Source organism: Mesorhizobium sp. M0751, assembly GCF_040320265.1.
Lineage (GTDB): Bacteria > Pseudomonadota > Alphaproteobacteria > Rhizobiales > Rhizobiaceae > Mesorhizobium.
This window is the reverse complement of the sequence record NZ_JAMYPH010000011.1, coordinates 135,012-154,892: the sequence shown is the minus strand read 5'-3', so window position 1 is coordinate 154,892 and position 19,881 is coordinate 135,012. Positions and strand designations below refer to the sequence as shown.

General features: G+C 61.8%; 20 protein-coding genes. 11 read left to right on the top strand and 9 right to left on the bottom strand.

The window, feature by feature from the left end; translation table 11 throughout:
- Window positions 1–13 precede the first annotated feature (13 nt).
- The 7 genes from NKI19_RS18565 (at window position 14) to NKI19_RS18535 (ending at window position 7,414) form a co-directional block, all read left to right on the top strand.
- Window positions 14–787, top strand: a complete 774-nt coding sequence (locus NKI19_RS18565; protein WP_352488178.1) for an enoyl-CoA hydratase — start codon at window positions 14–16, stop codon at window positions 785–787.
- Between the two features lie 160 nt (window positions 788–947).
- Window positions 948–1,214 (top strand): 30S ribosomal protein S20, encoded by a 267-nt coding sequence (gene rpsT, locus NKI19_RS18560; protein ID WP_023676922.1) that lies wholly within the window; start codon window positions 948–950, stop codon window positions 1,212–1,214.
- A gap of 838 nt (window positions 1,215–2,052) precedes the next feature.
- Complete coding sequence (gene dnaA, locus NKI19_RS18555; RefSeq protein WP_352488177.1) at window positions 2,053–3,600, top strand: chromosomal replication initiator protein DnaA; 1,548 nt, start codon at window positions 2,053–2,055, stop codon at window positions 3,598–3,600.
- 199 nt (window positions 3,601–3,799) lie between these two features.
- Complete coding sequence (gene dnaN, locus NKI19_RS18550) at window positions 3,800–4,918, top strand: DNA polymerase III subunit beta (protein ID WP_352488176.1); 1,119 nt, start codon at window positions 3,800–3,802, stop codon at window positions 4,916–4,918.
- A 26-nt stretch (window positions 4,919–4,944) separates the two neighbouring features.
- On the top strand, window positions 4,945–6,093 hold the full coding sequence (gene recF / locus NKI19_RS18545; RefSeq protein WP_352488175.1) for a DNA replication/repair protein RecF: 1,149 nt from the start codon (window positions 4,945–4,947) through the stop codon (window positions 6,091–6,093).
- 74 nt (window positions 6,094–6,167) lie between these two features.
- Entirely contained in the window at window positions 6,168–6,929 is a 762-nt protein-coding gene (locus NKI19_RS18540) for a molybdopterin-synthase adenylyltransferase MoeB (protein WP_352488174.1), read from the top strand.
- Window positions 6,926–7,414, top strand: coding sequence for a GNAT family N-acetyltransferase (locus NKI19_RS18535; protein ID WP_352488173.1), 489 nt, complete (start codon window positions 6,926–6,928; stop codon window positions 7,412–7,414). Before NKI19_RS18540 ends, NKI19_RS18535 begins: the two co-directional genes overlap by 4 nt.
- 62 nt (window positions 7,415–7,476) lie before the next feature.
- Here the strand turns inward: NKI19_RS18535 and NKI19_RS18530 are convergent, their stop codons facing one another.
- Complete coding sequence (locus tag NKI19_RS18530) at window positions 7,477–8,478, bottom strand: 2-hydroxyacid dehydrogenase (RefSeq protein WP_254816279.1); 1,002 nt, start codon at window positions 8,476–8,478, stop codon at window positions 7,477–7,479.
- Window positions 8,479–8,633: 155 nt separating this feature from the next.
- On the opposite strand from NKI19_RS18530, the gene NKI19_RS18525 reads away from it, so the two are divergent.
- Complete coding sequence (locus tag NKI19_RS18525) at window positions 8,634–9,191, top strand: SH3 domain-containing protein (RefSeq protein WP_023676915.1); 558 nt, start codon at window positions 8,634–8,636, stop codon at window positions 9,189–9,191.
- 80 nt (window positions 9,192–9,271) lie between these two features.
- Here NKI19_RS18525 and NKI19_RS18520 read toward each other — a convergent pair whose 3' ends face one another.
- The gene (locus tag NKI19_RS18520) at window positions 9,272–9,631 is read right to left on the bottom strand and encodes a DUF4260 domain-containing protein (protein ID WP_352488172.1); all 360 of its coding nucleotides are present in this window, start codon (window positions 9,629–9,631) and stop codon (window positions 9,272–9,274) included.
- Window positions 9,632–9,641: 10 nt separating this feature from the next.
- Complete coding sequence (gene irrA / locus NKI19_RS18515) at window positions 9,642–10,073, bottom strand: iron response transcriptional regulator IrrA (RefSeq protein ID WP_023676913.1); 432 nt, start codon at window positions 10,071–10,073, stop codon at window positions 9,642–9,644.
- Between the two features lie 240 nt (window positions 10,074–10,313).
- On the opposite strand from irrA, the gene fabA reads away from it, so the two are divergent.
- The 3 genes from fabA to fabI all read left to right on the top strand — a co-directional run bounded on the left by fabA (window position 10,314) and on the right by fabI (window position 13,000).
- Window positions 10,314–10,832 (top strand): 3-hydroxyacyl-[acyl-carrier-protein] dehydratase FabA, encoded by a 519-nt coding sequence (gene fabA / locus NKI19_RS18510; protein WP_254816277.1) that lies wholly within the window; start codon window positions 10,314–10,316, stop codon window positions 10,830–10,832.
- A 121-nt stretch (window positions 10,833–10,953) separates the two neighbouring features.
- The gene (gene fabB, locus NKI19_RS18505; RefSeq protein WP_292654004.1) at window positions 10,954–12,174 is read left to right on the top strand and encodes a beta-ketoacyl-ACP synthase I; all 1,221 of its coding nucleotides are present in this window, start codon (window positions 10,954–10,956) and stop codon (window positions 12,172–12,174) included.
- Window positions 12,175–12,187: 13 nt separating this feature from the next.
- Window positions 12,188–13,000: an enoyl-ACP reductase FabI gene (gene fabI, locus NKI19_RS18500; RefSeq protein WP_352488171.1), complete on the top strand. Its 813-nt coding sequence runs from the start codon at window positions 12,188–12,190 to the stop codon at window positions 12,998–13,000.
- A gap of 36 nt (window positions 13,001–13,036) precedes the next feature.
- Here the strand turns inward: fabI and NKI19_RS18495 are convergent, their stop codons facing one another.
- The 6 genes from NKI19_RS18495 to rbfA form a co-directional block, all read right to left on the bottom strand.
- On the bottom strand, window positions 13,037–14,050 hold the full coding sequence (locus tag NKI19_RS18495; RefSeq protein WP_352488170.1) for a class I SAM-dependent methyltransferase: 1,014 nt from the start codon (window positions 14,048–14,050) through the stop codon (window positions 13,037–13,039).
- Between the two features lie 89 nt (window positions 14,051–14,139).
- Entirely contained in the window at window positions 14,140–16,287 is a 2,148-nt protein-coding gene (gene pnp / locus NKI19_RS18490; protein WP_352488169.1) for a polyribonucleotide nucleotidyltransferase, read from the bottom strand.
- Between the two features lie 407 nt (window positions 16,288–16,694).
- A complete protein-coding gene (gene rpsO / locus NKI19_RS18485) occupies window positions 16,695–17,042 on the bottom strand; it encodes a 30S ribosomal protein S15 (protein ID WP_502899304.1) in 348 nt (115 codons plus the stop codon).
- A 104-nt stretch (window positions 17,043–17,146) separates the two neighbouring features.
- Entirely contained in the window at window positions 17,147–18,241 is a 1,095-nt protein-coding gene (corA, locus tag NKI19_RS18480) for a magnesium/cobalt transporter CorA (protein WP_352488168.1), read from the bottom strand.
- 146 nt (window positions 18,242–18,387) lie between these two features.
- On the bottom strand, window positions 18,388–19,341 hold the full coding sequence (gene truB, locus NKI19_RS18475) for a tRNA pseudouridine(55) synthase TruB (RefSeq protein ID WP_352488166.1): 954 nt from the start codon (window positions 19,339–19,341) through the stop codon (window positions 18,388–18,390).
- Window positions 19,341–19,766 (bottom strand): 30S ribosome-binding factor RbfA, encoded by a 426-nt coding sequence (gene rbfA / locus NKI19_RS18470; RefSeq protein ID WP_352488165.1) that lies wholly within the window; start codon window positions 19,764–19,766, stop codon window positions 19,341–19,343. Before rbfA ends, truB begins: the two co-directional genes overlap by 1 nt.
- Between the last annotated feature and the right edge of the window lie 115 nt (window positions 19,767–19,881).

Genomic DNA, 19,881 nt, shown 5'->3' with positions numbered 1-19,881 from the left:
GGAGGAGCAAAGCATGGGCTACGAAACCATCATCGTCGAAACCCGCGGCAAGGTCGGGCTCATTACGCTGAACCGGCCGCAGGCGCTCAACGCGCTGAATTCACAAGTGCTGGCGGAACTGGTCGCGTCGGTGAATAGCATGGGCGCCAATGCCGACATTGGCGCCATGGTCATCACTGGTTCGGAAAAGGCTTTCGCGGCAGGTGCCGACATCAAGGAAATGCAGTCGATCTCCTATGTGGATGCCTATCTGCAGGACTTCTTCGTCGGCTGGGAAGAATTTACGCGAGCACGAAAGCCGATCATCGCGGCGGTGGCGGGTTATGCGCTGGGCGGCGGCTGCGAACTGGCGATGATGTGCGACTTCATCATCGCCGCCGACACCGCCAAGTTTGGCCAACCCGAGATCACGCTGGGCGTCATGCCCGGCATGGGTGGATCGCAGCGCCTGACCCGCTTCGTCGGCAAGTCGAAGGCGATGGATATGTGCCTGACGGGGCGAATGATGGACGCAGCCGAGGCCGAGCGTTCCGGCCTTGTCTCGCGCGTCGTACCAGCCGGCGAGTTGATCGAGGAAGCGCTTAAGGCAGCCGCCAAGATCGCCGGTTTTTCCTTGCCGTCGGTGATGATGGCAAAGGAGGCCGTCAACCGCGCCTATGAGACGACGCTGATAGAGGGTCTGCGGTTCGAGCGCCGGCTGTTTCATTCGCTGTTTGCGCTGGATGACCAGAAGGAAGGCATGGCGGCCTTTACTGGCAAGCGGAAGCCGAATTTCACGAACCGATGAGATGACGAAGGCGCCGGTCAAAAAGAAAGCGCTGCAGCGTTGACGCGCCGGAAAAGCTGAACTATAAGCCGCACCAACCGAGGCGGCCCTGTGGCTGCCCGTTTGTTTTTTGCGCCCTGCGGTATCCCGCAAGCGCCCACCAGATCAGAAGAGAGGCACCATGGCCAATACCTCCTCGGCCAAAAAGGCAACGCGCAAGATCGCCCGTCGCGCAGCGATCAACAAGAACCGCCGCTCCCGCGTCCGGACCTACATCCGCCAGGTCGAAGAGGCGCTCGCGGCTGGCGACAAGGCGGCCGCACAGGCTGCCTTCAAGGTGGCCGAGCCGGAATTGATGCGCGCCGCGACCAAGGGCGTGGTGCACAAGAACACGGCATCGCGCAAGGTGTCGCGGCTGGCCCAACGGGTCAAGGTGCTGTCAGCCTAATATATCCATCCTGAACTGCGCTTCTTCAAACCCGGCCAATCGCGCCGGGTTTTTTCGTTTGCCGGCAAGTACTTAAAAGAAAGCCCGCAAAACGGCGCTCCGCGAGCATTTCAAAGTTCGAAATGCTTTGCCGGCATATACATGCCCGCTCATATTCGGAGCCTCCGAAACCGCCCATACGAAAATTTCCGAGCGCCACAGATTACCGTTTCTTTTCAGGAGCTTACCGATGGTGATCCACAGCTTGTTCACATCAGCTGCAGCCGATAGGCGACAATTGGCTGTCAAGTGAATTATTTCAGAAAATTTCGCGTTGTGTGGCCTTTTTCATATTCGGCGGAAAAGGGTTTGAATCACAATGGCTTTGTCAAAATCAACTGTTGCAGCACGGCATCCGAAACGTCCCTTGCTAGGCAGATTCCTTAAAAATCCGTTAGGGGTGGCCTTGCCCTATCCACAGCGATTTCGGTAATGTCTGTCCATCGAAGGGACGGGCCCTTGGCCCTTGACCAGCCTGAAACCGGCCAGCTCAAATTGGCAGAGTTTACAGCGCGGATTCAACTCCGCGGACGGGGTTGGTTTGTCTTTTCGATACGGTAGGGGACTGGCGTAATTGTACATGGCAGGTCGACGGTGCGCCGGCGGTTTTTCGCCGGACGGCATTTTGTTGCCCTGACATGACCAAGGCGGATCGGCTCTTCGGCGCCGGACCGACAACGAGGCGATTCATCGGCCGGCGGCGGCGATGGTGTCGCAGCGAAGACACGGTCGCCGGAAACATGGATGCAGGAGGCGCATCCCCGGCGGAAAACAGGTACAAGAGACAAGGAACTCGATCATGCAGAGCGGCGGCATCGAAAGGGAGCTTACAGGCGACCTCCCATTTCCTGGAACGTTAATCGGAAGGAACGACATGGCGGCTTCCAATGAAGCTGAACAGAAGTTCGATCGGGTCAAGGCCCAGTTGAAGGCTCGTCTGGGAACCGAGGTCTATTCGAGCTGGTTCGGGCGCATGAAGGTCGCTGAATCCTCCAAGGGCATTGTCCGCATCTCTGTGCCAACCGCATTCCTGCGTTCATGGATCAACGGCCACTATCTCGATCTTATCACCGAGTTGTGGAAGCACGAGGATCCGGAGATCCTCAAGATCGAAATCGTGGTTCGTACCGCCACACGCCAGGGCCGCAACAGCGTCGAGCCAGAAGTGGCCCCGGCGCGCAAGATGACCAGGCAGACGCAAACCGCGCTCTCTGCCGGCACGGCGAGCCCCAGCAGGGTCGAACGGGTCCCGGCACCCCGCCCGGGGATGCCGGCAGAAACCGAGTTCCGGCACAATGTTCTCGGTTCGCCGCTCGATCCACGCTACACTTTCACCTCCTTCATCGAAGGACCATCGAACCGAGTGGCTTTTGCCGCCGCCAAGGCGGTCGCGGAATCGCAGTCGAGCGCGGTGCGTTTCAATCCACTCTTTCTCCACGCGACGGTCGGGCTGGGCAAAACGCATCTGTTGCAGGCGATCGCCGCAGAATCGCTGAAGCAGAATCCGAAATCGCGGGTCGTCTATCTGACGGCTGAGTATTTCATGTGGCGGTTCGCCACCGCGATCCGCGACAACAACGCACTGACGCTGAAAGAACAGCTGCGCGACATCGACCTCCTCATCATCGACGACATGCAGTTCCTGCAGGGCAAGTCGATCCAGCACGAATTCTGCCATTTGATCAACATGCTGCTCGACAGCGCCAAGCAAGTGGTGGTCGCTGCCGACCGGCCGCCGTCGGAATTGGAGTCGCTGGAGCCTCGCGTCCGCTCGCGCCTCAACGGCGGCGTCGCGCTGGAAATGTCAGCCCCGGATTTCGCCATGCGTATCGGTATGCTCAAGCTCAGGCTTGCCACCGCCAAGATCGACGATGAGTCGCTCGATATTTCCGAAGAGATCCTCAACCACGTCGCCCGCACGGTGACCGGCAGCGGACGCGAACTCGAAGGTGCCTTCAACCAGCTTTTGTTTCGCCAATCCTTCGAACCGCAGATCACCATCGACCGCATCGACGAGATCCTTGGCCACATCTATCGTTCGGGCGAACCCAAACGGGTGCGTATCGAGGACATCCAGCGCATCGTCGCGCGCCACTACAACGTGTCGAAGACCGAACTTCTGTCGAACCGGCGCACACGCACCATCGTCAAGCCACGGCAGGTCGCCATGTATCTGTCGAAGGTGATGACGCCGCGCTCGCTGCCGGAGATTGGGCGGCGGTTCGGCGGCCGTGACCATACGACCGTGCTGCATGCGGTGCGCAAGATCGAGGATCTTTCCGGTGCCGACAACACACTGGCGCAGGAACTCGAATTGCTGAGAAGGCTGATCAACGACCAGGCCTGACGGCCCGAAAAACGCCGGCTCGCGGACTTCGGCCTTTTTATCCCCAGAAAGCCCGTGCAGCCGGCCCGAACCGGTGGCGCGGGCTTGCGTTTGCCGGGTTTTTCCTGTCAGTTTACGCAGATTCTGAGCCTGTTCAGACCTTTCGCGGGGCGCCGCTTGCCGGAGACCCGTTCATTCATTCAAGCGAGCCTGTTTCGTCATGCGTGTTATCCTGGAACGGTCAAATCTCCTGAAGTCGCTCAACCATGTTCACCGCGTGGTCGAGCGGCGCAACACCATTCCGATCCTGTCGAACGTGCTGCTCAGCGCCGAGGGGGCCAGCCTTGAAATGAAGGCGACCGACCTCGACCTGGAGGTGACCGAAGCAACGCCGGCAAAGGTCGAGCGTGGCGGGGCGACGACGGTCCCGGCGCATCTGCTCTACGACATCGTGCGCAAGCTTGCCGACGGCGCGGAGGTGGCGCTGAAGACCGACGAAGACGGCAACGCCATGACGGTAACGTCGGGACGCTCGAGCTTCCGCCTGCAATGCTTGCCGCAGTCCGACTTTCCCGAGCTTTCAGCCGGGTCGTTCTCGCATATTTTCCGGCTCGATTCCGTCGGACTAAAGGGCCTCATCGAAAAGACCCAGTTCGCCATCTCGACCGAGGAGACGCGCTATTATCTGAACGGCATCTATCTGCACACGCACGAAGCCGGCGGCAAGCTGAAGCTGCGCTCGGTCGCGACCGATGGCCACCGGCTGGCGCGCGCCGAGATCGATGCGCCGGCAGGCTCTGAGGGCATGCCTGGCGTCATCATCCCGCGAAAGACGGTCAGCGAGCTGCAAAAGCTGGTCGACGATCCCGATGTTGCAGTGACGACCGAGCTGTCGGACACCAAGATCCGTTTCACCATCGGCAGCGTCATCTTGACCTCCAAGCTGATCGACGGCACTTTCCCGGACTACCAGCGCGTCATTCCGACCGGCAACGACAAGAAGCTGATTATCGATCGCCAGAGTTTCGCCGCTGCCGTCGATCGCGTTTCGACCATTTCGTCCGAACGCGGCCGGGCGGTGAAGCTTACGATCGCCGAAGGGCAGGTCACGCTTGCGGTCAACAACCCGGATTCGGGCAGTGCCACCGAGGAATTGGCGGCCGACTATTCGTCCGATCCGATCGAGATCGGCTTTAACGCCAAATACCTGCTCGACGTTGCCGCGCAACTGACCGGCACGGAGGCGAAGTTCATGCTGGCGGATGCCGGTTCCCCGACGCTGATCCACGACATGGCCGACGAGACCGCGCTTTACGTGCTGATGCCGATGCGGGTGTAGGGCCCGAACGGGGCCATCTTGCTGTCGTGACCAGATCTGCAAAACCGCAGCAGACCTACATAAGTAAGCTTACACTTACGAATTTCCGCAACTATGCGGCGTTGGCAATCGACCTTGATCCCGGCGCTGTGGTTTTCTCCGGCGACAATGGCGCCGGCAAGACCAATCTGCTTGAAGCGATCTCGCTGCTCACGCCAGGCCGCGGCCTGCGCCGCGCACCCTATGCCGAGGTGGCGCGCGAAGGCGGCGACGGTGGCTTTGCGCTGCATGCCCGGCTTGACGGACCGGAAGGCCAGGTCGAGATCGGTACCGGGATTGCTGGCAGCGACAGCGAAGGCGGCAGGCGGGTGCGGATCAACGGCGCAGCCGCGCGCTCAGCCGAAGACATGCTGGAATGGCTGCGCGTGGTCTGGCTGACACCGGCCATGGACGGGCTGTTCCCCGGGCCGGCGGCCGACCGCCGGCGCTTCCTCGACCGGCTGGTGCTGGCGATCGATCCCGGCCACGGCCAGCGCGCGCTTGACTACGAAAAGGCAATGCGCGGCCGCAACAGGCTGCTCGCCGACGGTTCACGTGACGGTGCCTGGTTCGATGCGATCGAGATGCAAATGGCCGAGACCGGCGTGGCAATTGCCGCGGCGCGTGCCGAACTGGTGCGCCTGCTCGCCGGCATGATCGACCGGCTGCCCGGCGATGGACCGTTCCCGCAAGCTGACATCGGCATCTCGGGCGAACTGGAAGGCGAAATCGGTATGTTGCCGGCCGTCGACGTCGAGGAACGGTTCCGTCGTGCGCTTGCCCAGGGGCGCGACCGCGACCGCACCGCCGGACGCACGCTCGACGGTCCGCACCGTTCCGACCTTGTGGTGCGCCACCGGCCCAAGGCGATGCCGGCCGAGCTCTGTTCGACCGGCGAGCAGAAGGCGCTGCTGGTCGGCATTGTCTTGTCGCATGCGCGGCTAACCGGCGAGATGTCGGGCATGACGCCGATCCTGCTGCTCGACGAGATTGCTGCCCATCTCGACGGCGGTCGACGGGCGGCCTTGTTCTCGATCCTGGAGGAGCTGAACTGCCAGGCTTTCATGACCGGGACCGATGCCGCATTGTTTGACAGCCTCAAGGGACGCGCGCAGTTCCTGACCGTCGATCACGGTACGGTCAGGCCGACCATTTGAACTTCCTCCATGGCACATTTCTGAGCCGCATGGATGGCGCTGACAAGCTTTCTCCTCCGCTATATGGTCCGGCGATGATCACAGCCGCCCTCACCGATGAAGAACTCGAACGCTACGCCCGCCACATCGTGCTGCCCGAAATCGGCGGCGCCGGCCAGCAGCGGCTGAAGCGGGCGCGGGTGCTGGTCATCGGCGCCGGCGGATTGGGAGCGCCGGTGCTCGAATATCTCGCCGCCGCAGGGATTGGCACCCTCGGTATCGTCGACGACGACATCGTTTCGCTTTCCAACCTGCAACGACAAGTGATCCACGCCACGGGCGATGTCGGCGTGGCGAAAACCGACAGCGCCAGGGCGGCGATCGTCCGCATCAATCCAAACGTCGTCGTGGAAGAGCACAATTTCAGGCTGACCGTGGACAACGCCCCTGCTCTCATTGCCCGTTATGACATCGTCGTTGACGGCTCCGACAATTTCGAGACACGCTACGCTGTAGCCGACGCCTGCGCCGCCGAGGGCCGGCCGCTCGTGCATGCGGCCGTTGGCCGCTTCGACGGCTCGGTCACCGTGCTGAAGCCGTTCGAAACCGGTCCGGACGGCACGTTGAACCCAAGCTACCGCGATCTCTTTCCCGAGGCGCCGCCGCCGGGACTGGTGCCATCCTGTGCGGTGGCCGGCATTGTCGGCGCGCTGACCGGGGTCATCGGCACGCTGCAGGCCATGGAAGCGATCAAGCTGATCACCGGGATTGGCGAGCCGCTGGTCGGACGACTGCTGCTCTACGATGCGCTGGCGGCACGCTTCGACACGATCCGCTACAAGCGAACCAGCCGGTGAGCCTGCCTGCCGACGTTTCCATCGTGCAGCTTGCGGCCGATTTCGACCGTTGGGACGAGGTGCTGGCGCTGGTCATGCGCGCCTTCGCCTTCATGGACGGGGTTATTGACCCGCTGTCCTCGGCGCATCGGCTCACCGTTGAAAATCTCAGGGCTAGAGCCCTGGAGGAGACAGCATTCCTGGCGCTGAAGGAAAACGAGATCGTCGGTTGCGTCTTCGTCCTGAAGCGGGCAGACGACTTCTATATTGGAAAGCTCGCGGTCGAGCCGGTTATTCAGGGACAAGGCGTTGGAAAACAGCTGATGCAGGCCGTCGAAGATCTTGCCCGCAGCCACAACAGGACCGCCATCGAGCTCCAGACCCGGATCGAGCTGACCGGAAATCACGCAGCCTTTGCCCGCCTCGGTTTTCGAGAAACCGAACGGACAGCGCACAGGGGCTACGACCGGCCGACCTCAATCACCATGCGCAAGGCGCTTTCGTAAGCCAATGCTATCCAACGACGAGCGCGGTTGCTGCGGCAAGACCGTGCCGGCGTGACGGCAGGTCACGCCCGCAACGGCAGCACGCGGTCGGGCGGGCGATGACCGTCGAAGAAGGCGCGGATGTTGATGATCACCTTCTCGCCCATGTCGATACGGCCTTCGAGCGTCGCCGAACCCATATGCGGCAACAGCACGACCTTGCCTTTGTGGGCGAGCTTCAGCAGCTTGCTGTTCAGCGCCGGCTCGTGCTCGTAGACGTCGAGGCCGGCGCCGGCGATCTTGCCGTCATGGATGAGCTTGACCAACGATTCCTCGTCAATGATATCGCCGCGCGCGGTGTTGACTATGTAAGCTGACGGTTGCAGAAGCGCCAGCCGCCGCGCCGAAAGCAGGTGGAAGGTTGCCGGTGTCGATGGGCAATTGACCGAGATAATGTCCATGCGGGCGAGCATCTGGTCGAGGCTTTCCCAATACGTCGCCTCCAACTCGTCCTCGATTGCCGGCAGCACGCGGTGGCGGTTGTGGTAGTGGATCGAGAGGCCAAAGGCCTTGGCGCGCCTGGCGACGGCGGTGCCGATGCGACCCATGCCGACGATGCCGAGCCGTTTGCCCCAGATGCGCCGGCCGAGCATCCAGGTCGGCGACCAGCCCGCCCATTTCTTATCGCCGGTCAGCACGTTGGCGCCTTCGGCCAGCCGCCGCGGCACGGCCAGCATCAGCGCCATGGTCATGTCGGCCGTATCTTCGGTCAACACGTTCGGCGTGTTGGTGACGGTGATGCCTTTCTTGGCCGCTGCCGCAACATCGATCTTGTCGACGCCATTGCCGAAATTGGCGATCAGCTTGAGGTTGTCGCCAGCCTGGGCAATCAGCGCCGCATCGATATTGTCGGTCACGGTCGGCACCAGCACGTCGGCCTCCTTGACCGCCGCCACTAATTCCGGCTGCGTCATCGGCCTGTCCTCGACATTCAAGCGGGCGTCGAACAATTCGCGCATGCGGGTCTCGACCGGGTCGGGCAATTTGCGCGTGATGATGACGAGGGGCTTCTTTTTGCCTGCCATTGTTTCCTCGAACCCGATCTCGTTGAGACCTCTTTAACCAAGAACGGCGAAACTGAGAGCCGATCGCGGTACCGGTCATCCATGTAACAAGCGGTTCCGCCGAAGACAAAGAAAAAGGGGCGAAGGCCGATGGGCCGGCGCCGAAAGGAACGAAAGTGTCTGGTTTCGCGTCGCTCCGCCTGACCCTCAGTGCAGCATTCCTCGGCGCTCTCATCCATAGCCCACTGGTGATGGCGCAAAGTGCCGCGGCACCTGCCCAGAGCGTCACGCTCGGACCAAGCGGCTTGCCGCTGCCGCGCTTCGTTAGCCTGAAATCCGGCCGCGTCAACTCGCGCGTTGGGCCGGGCGTCAACTATTCCGTCGACTGGATGTATATGAAGCCAGGCCTGCCGATGGAGATCATCCAGGAGTTCGATACGTGGCGCCGGGTGCGCGATGCCGACGGCTCGGAAGGCTGGATCAATCAGTCGCTGCTATCGGGCCGCCGCACGGCGATCGTCGCCCCCTGGCAGCGCGGCAAGGACGCTCGCGTCAACCTCCTCGACGACCCGGCAAAAGATGCAGGCGTCATCGCGATCCTCGAACCGGGGGTGATGGGCACGATCAAGTCCTGCGATGGCCAGTGGTGCGAAATGACCTTCGACGGCCACACCGGCTGGCTCGCGCAGTCGCTGGTCTGGGGTGCCTATCCCGGCGAAAAGGTCAAGAACTGACTTTTCCGAACCGGAGGTCGGACCAGCGCTGCAAGCACGGATCCGGCATTTGTTTCGCTGATCTTCGGTTCGGGGATGGTTTAGCGGCCGATGCGGCCGAGATGGGTGTCCTGAAAACTGCTCGACAGCTTCAAGCCATAGCCCAGAGCGCGGTCGATGGCGATGTGGGCGATCCAGATCAGCGCAACAGCTATCGCCATTGCATTGTCAAAGACGCTGCCGACAAGCGCCAGCAGAACGGGCAAGATCAGAATGTGCAAGGCGTTGTAGGCGACGGCCCCGACGCGCGGCCCCGCCATGTAACCAAGCATCGACAGGTCGGGCGCCAGAATGAGCGCTGCAAATAGCCACCAGGAAACACCGGCCATTGCATAGAAGACAAGAGCCGCCACCGCGACGGCGACCCATTCGAGCCGGAGCGTCAAATCCAGGAATTTCATAAGGCGCCGGTCAGTCGCAGCGTTTCGGACGCAGTCTCACCACGATATCGACATTGGCGATCTCCATGCCTTCCGGCGGTTCCGGCAGGTTGGAAACCGTCACCGGGCCGCTGTCGATATCGAAGATCCTGTTTTCGCCCTCGATATAGAAATGATGGTGATCGGAGGTGTTGGTGTCGAAATAAGTCTTCGATCCCTCGACGGCAAGGATGCGCAGAAGACCGGCCTGGGTAAACTGGTGCAGAGCATTGTAGACGGTGGCCAGGGACACCGGCACGCCAGCGGCAAGCGCCTCCTCGTGCAGTTCCTCGGCCGAAAGATGGCGGTCGCCCTTAGCGAAAAGCAGATCGGCCAGCGCGATGCGCTGGCGTGTCGGCCTCAGACCGGCCTCGCGAACCCGCTTGTCCACAGCGACATTATCCTTCCGGCAACCCAGATCCATCTACCCGTCGCGCTCACAGTTCCGCCTCAGACACGCCCAAAATGGCAGAAATAGAGCATCTGCCGAAACTGAACGTGTCGTGACATATATTCTGTCGACCGAATGCGATCAATAGCGCGCATTGACCCGGGCAGACGGGCAGGTTAAGCGCAAACGCCGGTTTCCGGCCTGAAACAGATTGTGTTAGGAAACCACCGAGAAGGGCGCCTATCGCCCGGGACGATCACGGGGACGAGATTGATGGCGGGTTCGAAATCCAGCTACGGTTACGAGGAATTGCTTGCCTGCGCCCGCGGCGAGCTGTTCGGACCGGGAAATGCGCAGCTGCCCTATCCGCCGATGCTGATGTTCGACCGCATCACCGAGATCAGCGAAACTGGCGGTGCGTTCGACAAGGGTTTCATCCGCGCGGAATTCGATATCAAGCCGGATTTGTGGTTTTTCGCCTGCCATTTCATCGGCAATCCGATCATGCCGGGATGCCTGGGCCTGGACGCCATGTGGCAGTTGACGGGGTTCTATCTCGGATGGCTCGGTGAACCCGGCAAGGGGATGGCGCTGTCGACCGGCGAGGTGAGGTTCAAAGGCATGGTCACGCCCTCGGTCAAGAAAGTGGAGTATGGCGTCGACTTCAAGCGAGTGATGCGCGGTCGGCTTGTGCTTGGCATCGCCGATGGCTGGCTGAAGGCAGATGGCGAGCCCATATACGCGGCAACGGATCTGAAGGTCGGTCTGTCCAAGCAACCGGCCGCCGTCTGAACGAAGACCCTACAGTGCCACGTCTTGGACGTCCAAAGGACGCTGTAGCACTTTAATTTGCGCATGGTTCCGTTCCGGAAATTGATTTCAGGTTCGGGGTCCGCGCTGGAAGGAGTTGCGAATGAGACGGGTCGTAGTCACAGGTCTCGGCATCGTGTCGTCGATCGGCAACAATGCCAACGAGGTGCAGACCTCGCTTCACGATGCCAGATCCGGCATCAGCTTCTCCGACTCTTTCGCCGAGCATGGCTTCCGTTGCCGGGTGTGGGGTGCGCCGACGCTGGATCCATCGGGCATGATCGACCGTCGTGCCATGCGCTTCCTGTCGCAGGGTGCTGCCTGGAACCACGTCGCAATGGACCAGGCGATCGCAGACGCCGGCCTCGACGAGACCGACATCACCAACGAGCGCACCGGCATCGTGATGGGCTCCGGCGGACCGTCGACCCGAGCAATCGTCGAAGCGGCCGAGACCACGATCAAGAACGGCAGTCCCAAGCGGATCGGGCCGTTCGCGGTGCCAAAGGCGATGTCGTCGACCGCGTCGGCGACGCTTGCCACCTGGTTCAAGATCCACGGCGTCAACTATTCGATCTCATCGGCCTGCTCGACGTCTGCGCATTGCATCGGCAATGGCTACGAGCTGATCCAGTGGGGCAAGCAGGACATCGTCTTCGCCGGCGGCCATGAGGATCTCGACTGGACGATGTCGGATCTCTTCGATGCCATGGGCGCGATGTCGTCCAAGTTCAACGACAGGGCATCGGTCGCCTCCCGCGCCTACGACGTCGATCGCGACGGTTTCGTCATTGCCGGCGGCGCCGGCGTGCTGATTCTTGAAGAGCTCGAGCATGCCAAGGCCCGCGGCGCCAAGATCTATGCCGAGATCGTCGGCTATGGCGCGACCTCGGACGGCTACGACATGGTGGCGCCATCGGGCGAAGGCGCGGCGCGCTGCATGAAGCAGGCGCTCGCAACGGTGTCCTCGCCGGTCGACTACATCAATACACACGGCACCTCGACGCCGGTCGGCGACTCCAAGGAAATGGGCGCCATCCGCGAGGTGTTCGGCGAGAAGATGCCTTTCATCACGTCGACCAAATCGCTGACCGGCCATTCGCTGGGTGCGGCCGGCGTGCAGGAATCGATCTACTCGATCCTGATGATGCAAGGCGGCTTCATCGGCGAGAGCGCCCACATTGACAACCTCGATCCGGAATTCGAAGGCATGCCGATCGTGCGCAAGCGCATCGACGAAGCCAGGATCGACACCGTTTTGTCCAATTCGTTCGGTTTCGGTGGCACCAACGCTACGCTGATTTTCCAGCGCTATTCCGCATAAGGATTTGCCGACCATGGACGGATTGATGAAGGGCAAGCGCGGGCTTGTCATGGGTGTTGCCAACGATCACTCGATCGCCTGGGGTATCGCCCGCAAACTGTCCGAACATGGCGCGGACCTCGCCTTCACCTATCAGGGTGAGGCCTTCGGGCGCCGGGTCAAGCCGCTCGCCGAGAAATTGGGTGCATCCCTGGTGGTGCCTTGCGACGTCGAGGACAGCGTGTCGGTCGCCGCGACCTTCGAGACTTTGGGCAAGGCGTGGGGCGGGCTGGATTTCGTCGTCCATGCCATCGGCTTTTCCGACAAGAACGAGCTGAAAGGCCTCTACGCCGACACCAGTCGTGACAACTTCATCCGCACCATGGTGATCTCCTGCTACTCCTTCACCGAGGTCGCCCGCCACGCCGCCACATTGATGAAGGATAGCGGTTCGATGATCACGCTGACCTATGCCGGTTCGGTCCGTGTCATGCCGAACTACAACGTCATGGGTGTCGCCAAGGCCGGGCTGGAGGCCAGCGTCCGCTATCTCGCCAACGACTACGGCCCGCGCGGCATCAGGGTGAACGGCATATCGGCGGGACCGGTACGGACGCTTGCGGGCGCCGGGATTTCCGACGCACGCCACATGTTCTCCTACCAGCAGCGCAACTCGCCGCTACGTCGCACGGTAACGATCGACGAAGTCGGCGGCTCCGCGCTCTATTTGCTGTCCGACCTGTCCTCCGGCGTCACCGGCGAAATCCACTATGTCGATTCCGGCTATCACATCGTGTCCATGCCGACGCTTGACGAGTTGAAGCAGACCGACGGCGGGCGGGAATAGCGCGAGCGACGTGTCGCCGGCTGGCCCCGCAGCGTCTCAGCGTCTCGCCGAGAAGATCTTGAACATGCCGTCGCGGGCGAACTCCGCATGGCTGGAGAAGGCGGCCGCCAGCACCGGTTCGTAGGGAAGCTGACGGTTTGCCACCATGAACAGCCGGCCGCCCGGCTTCAACGCCTTGCCTGCCGCGCGAATCATGCCGGCACCGATTTCCGGCTCAGTCGCCCGGCTGCGGTGAAAGGGCGGGTTCATGACGACCACATCGTAGCGGCGCTCGACCGGCTCGCTCAAAAGATCTATCCAGAAGAAACTTGGCTCCACGCCTGTGTTGCCGACATTGGCTTTCGCCGCCTCCAGCGCTTCGAAATCCGCTTCGTAAAGGTCAAGCGCCGATATGCCGGGTGAGCGGGCGGCGACTTCGGCGGCGACATAGCCCCAGCCGGCACAGAAATCCGCAACGCTGCCACGCAGATCGTTGGGCAGATTTTCGACCAGCAGCTTCGATCCCGCATCGATCTTGTCGAACGAAAACATGCCTGGGGCCGTGCGGAAGCGGTCCTCGACCACCAAGTCCGCATTGGCGGCGCGAAGCGTTGCCGCGGCAACGATATCGGCCGGCCTGCGAAACCAGAAGGCAATGCCGTGATGCTTCGGCAGGTGGCCTTCGATCGGCACAAGGGCGCCGATATGCTTGCGCAGGCTGGCGACGCCATCGTCCTTGCCGCCGGCGACGACGATCAACCCGCCTGGTGCCACGCGTTCGACCGCTTCGGCGACGCGCAACTCGTTTCGGCCGCGATGGCGGCCGGCGAGCACAAATGCCGCGTCGAAAGTCTCGCCTTCGACCTGCGGCGTGACCGTGAAGCCGGATGCCTGCAAGGCGCGAAAATGCGGCCGGAAGCCTTGGACGAGATGAAGCCTGGCATCAAACCCCTCAGGCAGGCGAAAGCCGGGCTCGGCACCGAGAAAGAGAATGCGTTCATCCTTTCCTGGCAGGGAAACAGCCCCGGCCTCGAATGGATGGAAAAGCGTCTTCAGCGGCTCGGCGGACATTCACCACTCTTGAACTGCAAGGCTGTTGTTGAGTCGCAAACGGGCGCGACCTTCCGGCGCGCCCGCTTCGATTGCATCGCTAGATCAGCTTAGGCGGCGTTTTCTTCGCCTTCGCTCTTCTTGTCGCGCACGATTTCCTTGCCGGTGGCCTGGTCAACGACCTTCATCGACAGGCGAACCTTGCCGCGCTCGTCGAAGCCCATCAGCTTGACCCAGACCTTGTCGCCTTCCTTGACCACATCGGAGGTCTTGGCGACGCGGTCATTGGCGAGCTGCGAGATGTGGACGAGGCCGTCACGCGGACCGAAGAAATTGACGAAAGCGCCGAAGTCGGCGGTCTTGACGACCGTGCCTTCGTAGATTTCACCGACTTCCGGCTCGGCAACAATGGTGTGTATCCATTTCTTCGCCGCCTCGATCTCCTTGGCATTGGCCGAAGCGATCTTGACCGTGCCGTCGTCCTCGATGTTGATCTTGGCGCCGGTCTTTTCGACGATCTCGCGGATGACCTTGCCACCCGAGCCGATCACGTCGCGGATCTTGTCGGTCGGGATGTGCATGACCTCAATGCGCGGCGCGAACTCGCCGAGCTCGGCACGTGCGCCGGACAGCGCGTGGGCCATTTCGCCGAGAATGTGCTGACGGCCCTCCTTGGCCTGGTCGAGCGCGATCTTCATGATCTCCTCGGTGATGCCCTCGATTTTGATGTCCATCTGCAGCGAGGTGATGCCGTAGGCGGTGCCGGCAACCTTGAAATCCATGTCACCGAGGTGGTCCTCGTCGCCAAGGATGTCGGAGAGCACGGCGAAGCGCTCGCCTTCCTTGATCAGGCCCATTGCAATGCCGGCGACCGGCTTGGCCAGCGGCACGCCGGCGTCCATCAGCGCCAGCGAGGTGCCGCAGACGGTAGCCATCGACGACGAGCCGTTGGACTCGGTGATCTCCGAAACGACGCGCAACGTATAGGGGAACTGGTCGGCGGTCGGCAGCATCGGCCGGATGGCGCGCCAGGCGAGCTTGCCATGGCCGATTTCGCGGCGGCCCGGCGAACCCATGCGGCCGGTTTCACCGACCGAATAGGGAGGGAAGTTGTAGTGCAGGAGGAACTTCTCCTTGTACATGCCGGTCAGCGAATCGACATACTGCTCGTCCTCGCCGGTGCCGAGCGTGGCGACGACCAGCGCCTGGGTCTCGCCGCGGGTGAACAGCGCCGAGCCGTGCGTGCGCGGCAGGACGCCGACTTCCGAGACGATCTTGCGGACCGTCTTCAGGTCGCGGCCGTCGATGCGCGAACCGGTGTCGAGGATGTTCCAGCGCACGACCTTGGCCTGGAGTTCCTTGAACACGGTGCCGATCTGTTCGGACGTGTATTTAGCCTCTTCGCCTTCTGCCGGCGCGAACGCGGCCTTGACCTTCGCCTTGACAGCGTCGACGGCGGCATAGCGCTTTTGCTTGTCGGTGATCTTGTAGGCGTCGCGAAGCTCGCCTTCGACGATCTTCAGCATCTCGGCTTCAAGTGCGGAATAGTCCGGCGCGGTGAAGTCGCGCGGGTCCTTGGCGGCGACTTCGGCCAGCTTGATGATCGCGTCGATCACCGGCTGGAAGCCCCTGTGGCCGAACATGACGGCGCCGAGCATCAGGTCCTCGCCGAGTTCCTTGGCTTCGGACTCGACCATCAGCACGGCGTCGGCGGTGCCGGCGACGACTAGGTCGAGCTTCGATTCCTGCATCTCGTCGACATGCGGGTTGAGCACGTATTCGCCGTTGATGTAGCCGACGCGGGCGCCGCCAACCGGGCCCATGAACGGCACGCCGGACAAGGTCAAGGCGGCGGATGTGGCGACGATCGACAGAATGTCCGGGTCATTTTCGAGATCGTGCTGGACGACGGTGACGACGATCTGGGTGTCGTTCTTGTAGCCCTCGGCGAAGAGCGGGCGGATCGGGCGGTCGATCAGGCGGGAAACCAGCGTTTCCTTCTCGCTCGGACGGCCTTCACGCTTGAAATAGCCACCCGGGATCTTGCCGGCGGCGTAAGTCTTTTCCTGGTAGTTGACCGTCAGCGGAAAGAAGTCGAGGCCGGGCTTCGGCTCTTTCATCGAGACGACGGTGGCGAGAACCTTGGTTTCGCCATAGGTGGCCAGCACGGCGCCATCAGCCTGACGTGCGATCTTGCCGGTTTCGAGAATGAGCGGACGGCCGCCCCATTCGATTTCCACTTTGTGGTAATTGAACATGTCTTGTCCTTCGTATGCGGAAAGGGCCGCGCCGTTTCAGCGTGCGCGGATGCCCCTTTCCCTTGGCTTCCTTTCTCGGGCAGCCACGGGCAAGACAACGGGAGGCTCGGCTTATTCGGCGCGGTGCCGCACGAGCGTCCTGCAATCCTGCCCCATGACCGTCCATGGGCGGTTTCGAGCGGCCCTCTGCTGTTTCGAAACCGGGTTGGCCAATCGATCCGACTGGCCTTGCGCGTGAACCCGAAAACCAGGTTTTCGGAATATATCCTGCGCAAATCTAAACTTCCGAGCGTCCTTTGCGCATCCAACCGATGCGCGGCGCTCTACTTCCTTCATTGGAGCCTTGGATGATCCTATGCTCCAATGCGCGACCGGCGGGCTCTCGAAAGAACCCGCCGGTCAATTCGTCAACGGCGCAGACCGAGCTTCTCGATCAGCGTCTGATAGCGCGCGTCGTCCTTGCGCTTGAGATAATCAAGCAGGCTGCGGCGCTGGGAAACGAGAGCGAGCAGACCACGGCGGGAATGGTTATCCTTCTTGTGGTCCTTGAAATGGTCGGTCAGGTTCTTGATGCGCTCGGAAAGGATAGCCACCTGGACTTCCGGAGACCCGGTGTCGCCCTTGGCGGTTGCGAATTCGCCCATCAATTCCTTCTTGCGTTCGGCAGTAATCGACATCGTGTTTTTCCTTGTCTGTTTGAGGAAACGGGACGCCCTCAGCCGGGATGTCGTCCAGCAGGGGCCGGTGCAAGCCACGCGTCAAAGCGCGAAGCTGCGGCGCATATAGTGCAATTCCGACAAAAAGGCCAGCCTAATTCACAAGCCGGCTTTTTGCTGCATAAACGGGCACTTCCGCCTAGTCAGAGCCATTTCTTCCATTTGAAGTACGCAAAGAGCCCGACCGCAACAACCGCCATGAAGGCGAGCGACAGGGGATAGCCGTAATAGGCCTTCAGCTCCGGCATGTTCCAGGGCGAGGTGTCGGGGTCAAAATTCATGCCCCATACGCCGACAAGAAAGGTAAGCGGCATGAAGATCACCGAGACGATCGTCAGATAGCTGATGACGTCGTTGGTGCGCGCCTGGCTGAGCGACAAGTGCATCTCGATCAAGCCGGTCAGCATGTCGCGCTGGGTTTCGACCAGTTCGATCAATCGCAGCGAATGATCGAGCGTGTCGTTCAGGAATATCTTGGTCTCGGCCTTCACATAGGGCACGTCGTTGCGGATCATGGTCGCCAGTGCATCGCGCATCGGCCAAAGCACGCCCTTCAGCACATTGGCATCGCGCCGCAATTCGTGAAGCTGCCGCATCTGGTGCTTGTGCGCCTGGTTCAGCATCTGGTCCTCGATGCTGTCGACCAATTCGCCGGCAGCCTCGATCGGCGGGAAATAGCTGTCGACGATGGCGTCGATCAAAGCGTAGGCGAGATAGTCGGCGCCGCGCGAGCGTAACCGGTTAGGCACCGAGCTTGCGATCCGCTTGCGCACGGGATCGAATGGGTCGCCTTCACGCTCCTGGAAGGTGACGACAAAGTTCTTGCCGAAGAAGACCGTGATCTGTTCGTAGCGATGCGCGGTGACATCGTCGATCATCCTGACGACGACAAAGGCATGGTCCTCGAAGAAATCCACCTTCGGCCGCTGGCCCGTGTTGACGACATCTTCCAGCGCCAGCGGATGCAGGTTGAAAATCCGGCCGATCTCCTCGATCAGCTGAATGTTGGCGAGGCCTGTGCAGTCGAGCCAGATGACCGGCCAATTGTGGCAATGGGTGTTGACGTCGTCGATGCTGGCATTGTCGATCGTCTTGAACTTCTCGGGCGAGATCAACGTCAGCCTGAGCTCGGAACGGCGTGCCGCCGGGTCGGCGATCAGCGTGCCGGGCGAAGCCCCGACCGGCGGCCGCCGTGTATTGAGCACCGCCCGCTTCCGGCCCGTCTCAGCCTTTGCCATGTGCCCCCTCGAGTGCAGCGTCGGATGGCCCTACGGCGCCGCGCATCCCTTCCGACGGCAAACGACGCCGTAGCCTTGTTGATTTAGCGCATGATCCTTTCCCAAAATAGAATCCGGTTTGGAGATCATACGCCGAGAGACAGCTGTTACCCGATAAAGACCCGCTTTGGCTTGAACATGCCTTGCTCGATGGCGCCGATGGCGACCAGCTTGCCGCGCGCGGTGGCGCAGGCCTCCTCTGCCTCCACCGGCGCGTCACGGCCGCGAATGATGACCGGATTGCCGAGGCGGATTTTGGTTGCCGCATCATCGCTGATCGCGACCTGTGGCAGGCATTCGAGTGCCGCGGCGGTGTCAACCAGAAGTGCATCGATGGCACCGAAGTCGATCGGGGCGTCTGCGGCTTGCGGCTCGCCCTGCTCGCCGAAGCGGGCGGCTTCCAACTCGGCCACCGTGACGAAATCTTCCTGCGTAAACGGTTCGACCTCGACCCGCCGCAGCTCGGCGATGTGGCCGAAACAGCCGAGGTCGCGGCCCATGTCGCGGGCCAGCGAGCGGACATAGGTGCCCTTGCCGCATTCGACCTCGAAGATGGTGCGATCGGCCTTATGCTCGACCAGGTCGAGCCGGCCGATCTCGACCTCGCGTGCTGGAATGTCGACCGTCTCGCCATCGCGGGCAAGGTCATAGGCGCGCTCGCCGGCGATCTTGATCGCCGAGAATTGCGGCGGTGTCTGCATGATCACGCCGGTATATTTCGAAAGCAGCGCCAGCACGTCGGCTTCCGCCGGACGGCGGTCCGAGCTTTTGGTCGCCGGGCCTTCGAGGTCGTCGGTCGAACGCTCCTCGCCCCAGGCAACCGTGAAGCGGTAGACCTTGGCACCGTCCTGGACGTAAGGCACCGTCTTGGTCGCTTCACCAAGTGCGATCGGCAGCATGCCGGACGCCAGCGGGTCGAGCGTGCCGGCATGACCGGCCTTCTCCGCCTGGAACAGCCACTTGATCTTGGAGACGGCTTCGGTCGAGCCCATGCCGACCGGCTTGTCCAGTATCAGCCAGCCCGAGATCGGCCGGCCCTTCTTCTTGCCGCGGCGCGCCACTATTCGCTGTCCTTCCGGTCGTCCTTGTCTTTGTCGTCGGCGCTGAGATCGCGCGCCACTTCGGGCGAGTGCAGCAATTCGTTGATCTTCTGGAAATTGTCGTAGCTGGTGTCGAGCCGGAAGCGGAATTCCGGCATGTACTTCATCTGCCGCAGCGCGCCGGAGACGCGGCCGCGGACGAACTTCGCATGCTTGTTGAGCGCTTCGACCACCGCACCGGCATCCTTGGCGCCAAGCGGCGAGACGAAGGCGGTGGCGATCTTCAGATCGGGCGACATGCGCACTTCGGAGACCGAGACCACGGCATTCTCGATCAGCGGATCGAGGATCTCGCCGCGCTGCAAGGTCTCGGACAGCGCATGGCGCACCTGCTCGCCGACGCGCAGCATGCGCTGGGATGGGCCTGATATGGTTGAACGGGGCATTTTTCTCTATCCTGAAATCGTGGGGCGCGGGATAGGACCGCACCACATGTCTCATATGGTTTGGGCGGCGGTCTTTCGACCACCGCCCGGTCTCGATGGATGCCCGAACTCGAAC

What these genes read in the sequence shown, in the direction of transcription:
- pnp (WP_352488169.1), bottom strand. Translation starts at nt 16,287, where the DNA reads ATGTTCAATTACCACAAAGTGGAAATCGAATGGGGCGGCCGTCCGCTC.
- rbfA (WP_352488165.1), bottom strand. Translation starts at nt 19,766, where the DNA reads ATGCCCCGTTCAACCATATCAGGCCCATCCCAGCGCATGCTGCGCGTC.
- dnaA (WP_352488177.1), top strand. Translation starts at nt 2,053, where the DNA reads ATGCAGAGCGGCGGCATCGAAAGGGAGCTTACAGGCGACCTCCCATTT.
- NKI19_RS18495 (WP_352488170.1), bottom strand. Translation starts at nt 14,050, where the DNA reads ATGTCCGCCGAGCCGCTGAAGACGCTTTTCCATCCATTCGAGGCCGGG.
- corA (WP_352488168.1), bottom strand. Translation starts at nt 18,241, where the DNA reads ATGGCAAAGGCTGAGACGGGCCGGAAGCGGGCGGTGCTCAATACACGG.
- fabI (WP_352488171.1), top strand. Translation starts at nt 12,188, where the DNA reads ATGGACGGATTGATGAAGGGCAAGCGCGGGCTTGTCATGGGTGTTGCC.
- dnaN (WP_352488176.1), top strand. Translation starts at nt 3,800, where the DNA reads ATGCGTGTTATCCTGGAACGGTCAAATCTCCTGAAGTCGCTCAACCAT.
- fabA (WP_254816277.1), top strand. Translation starts at nt 10,314, where the DNA reads ATGGCGGGTTCGAAATCCAGCTACGGTTACGAGGAATTGCTTGCCTGC.
- NKI19_RS18520 (WP_352488172.1), bottom strand. Translation starts at nt 9,631, where the DNA reads ATGAAATTCCTGGATTTGACGCTCCGGCTCGAATGGGTCGCCGTCGCG.
- NKI19_RS18540 (WP_352488174.1), top strand. Translation starts at nt 6,168, where the DNA reads ATGATCACAGCCGCCCTCACCGATGAAGAACTCGAACGCTACGCCCGC.
- rpsT (WP_023676922.1), top strand. Translation starts at nt 948, where the DNA reads ATGGCCAATACCTCCTCGGCCAAAAAGGCAACGCGCAAGATCGCCCGT.
- NKI19_RS18565 (WP_352488178.1), top strand. Translation starts at nt 14, where the DNA reads ATGGGCTACGAAACCATCATCGTCGAAACCCGCGGCAAGGTCGGGCTC.
- fabB (WP_292654004.1), top strand. Translation starts at nt 10,954, where the DNA reads ATGAGACGGGTCGTAGTCACAGGTCTCGGCATCGTGTCGTCGATCGGC.
- irrA (WP_023676913.1), bottom strand. Translation starts at nt 10,073, where the DNA reads ATGGATCTGGGTTGCCGGAAGGATAATGTCGCTGTGGACAAGCGGGTT.
- NKI19_RS18530 (WP_254816279.1), bottom strand. Translation starts at nt 8,478, where the DNA reads ATGGCAGGCAAAAAGAAGCCCCTCGTCATCATCACGCGCAAATTGCCC.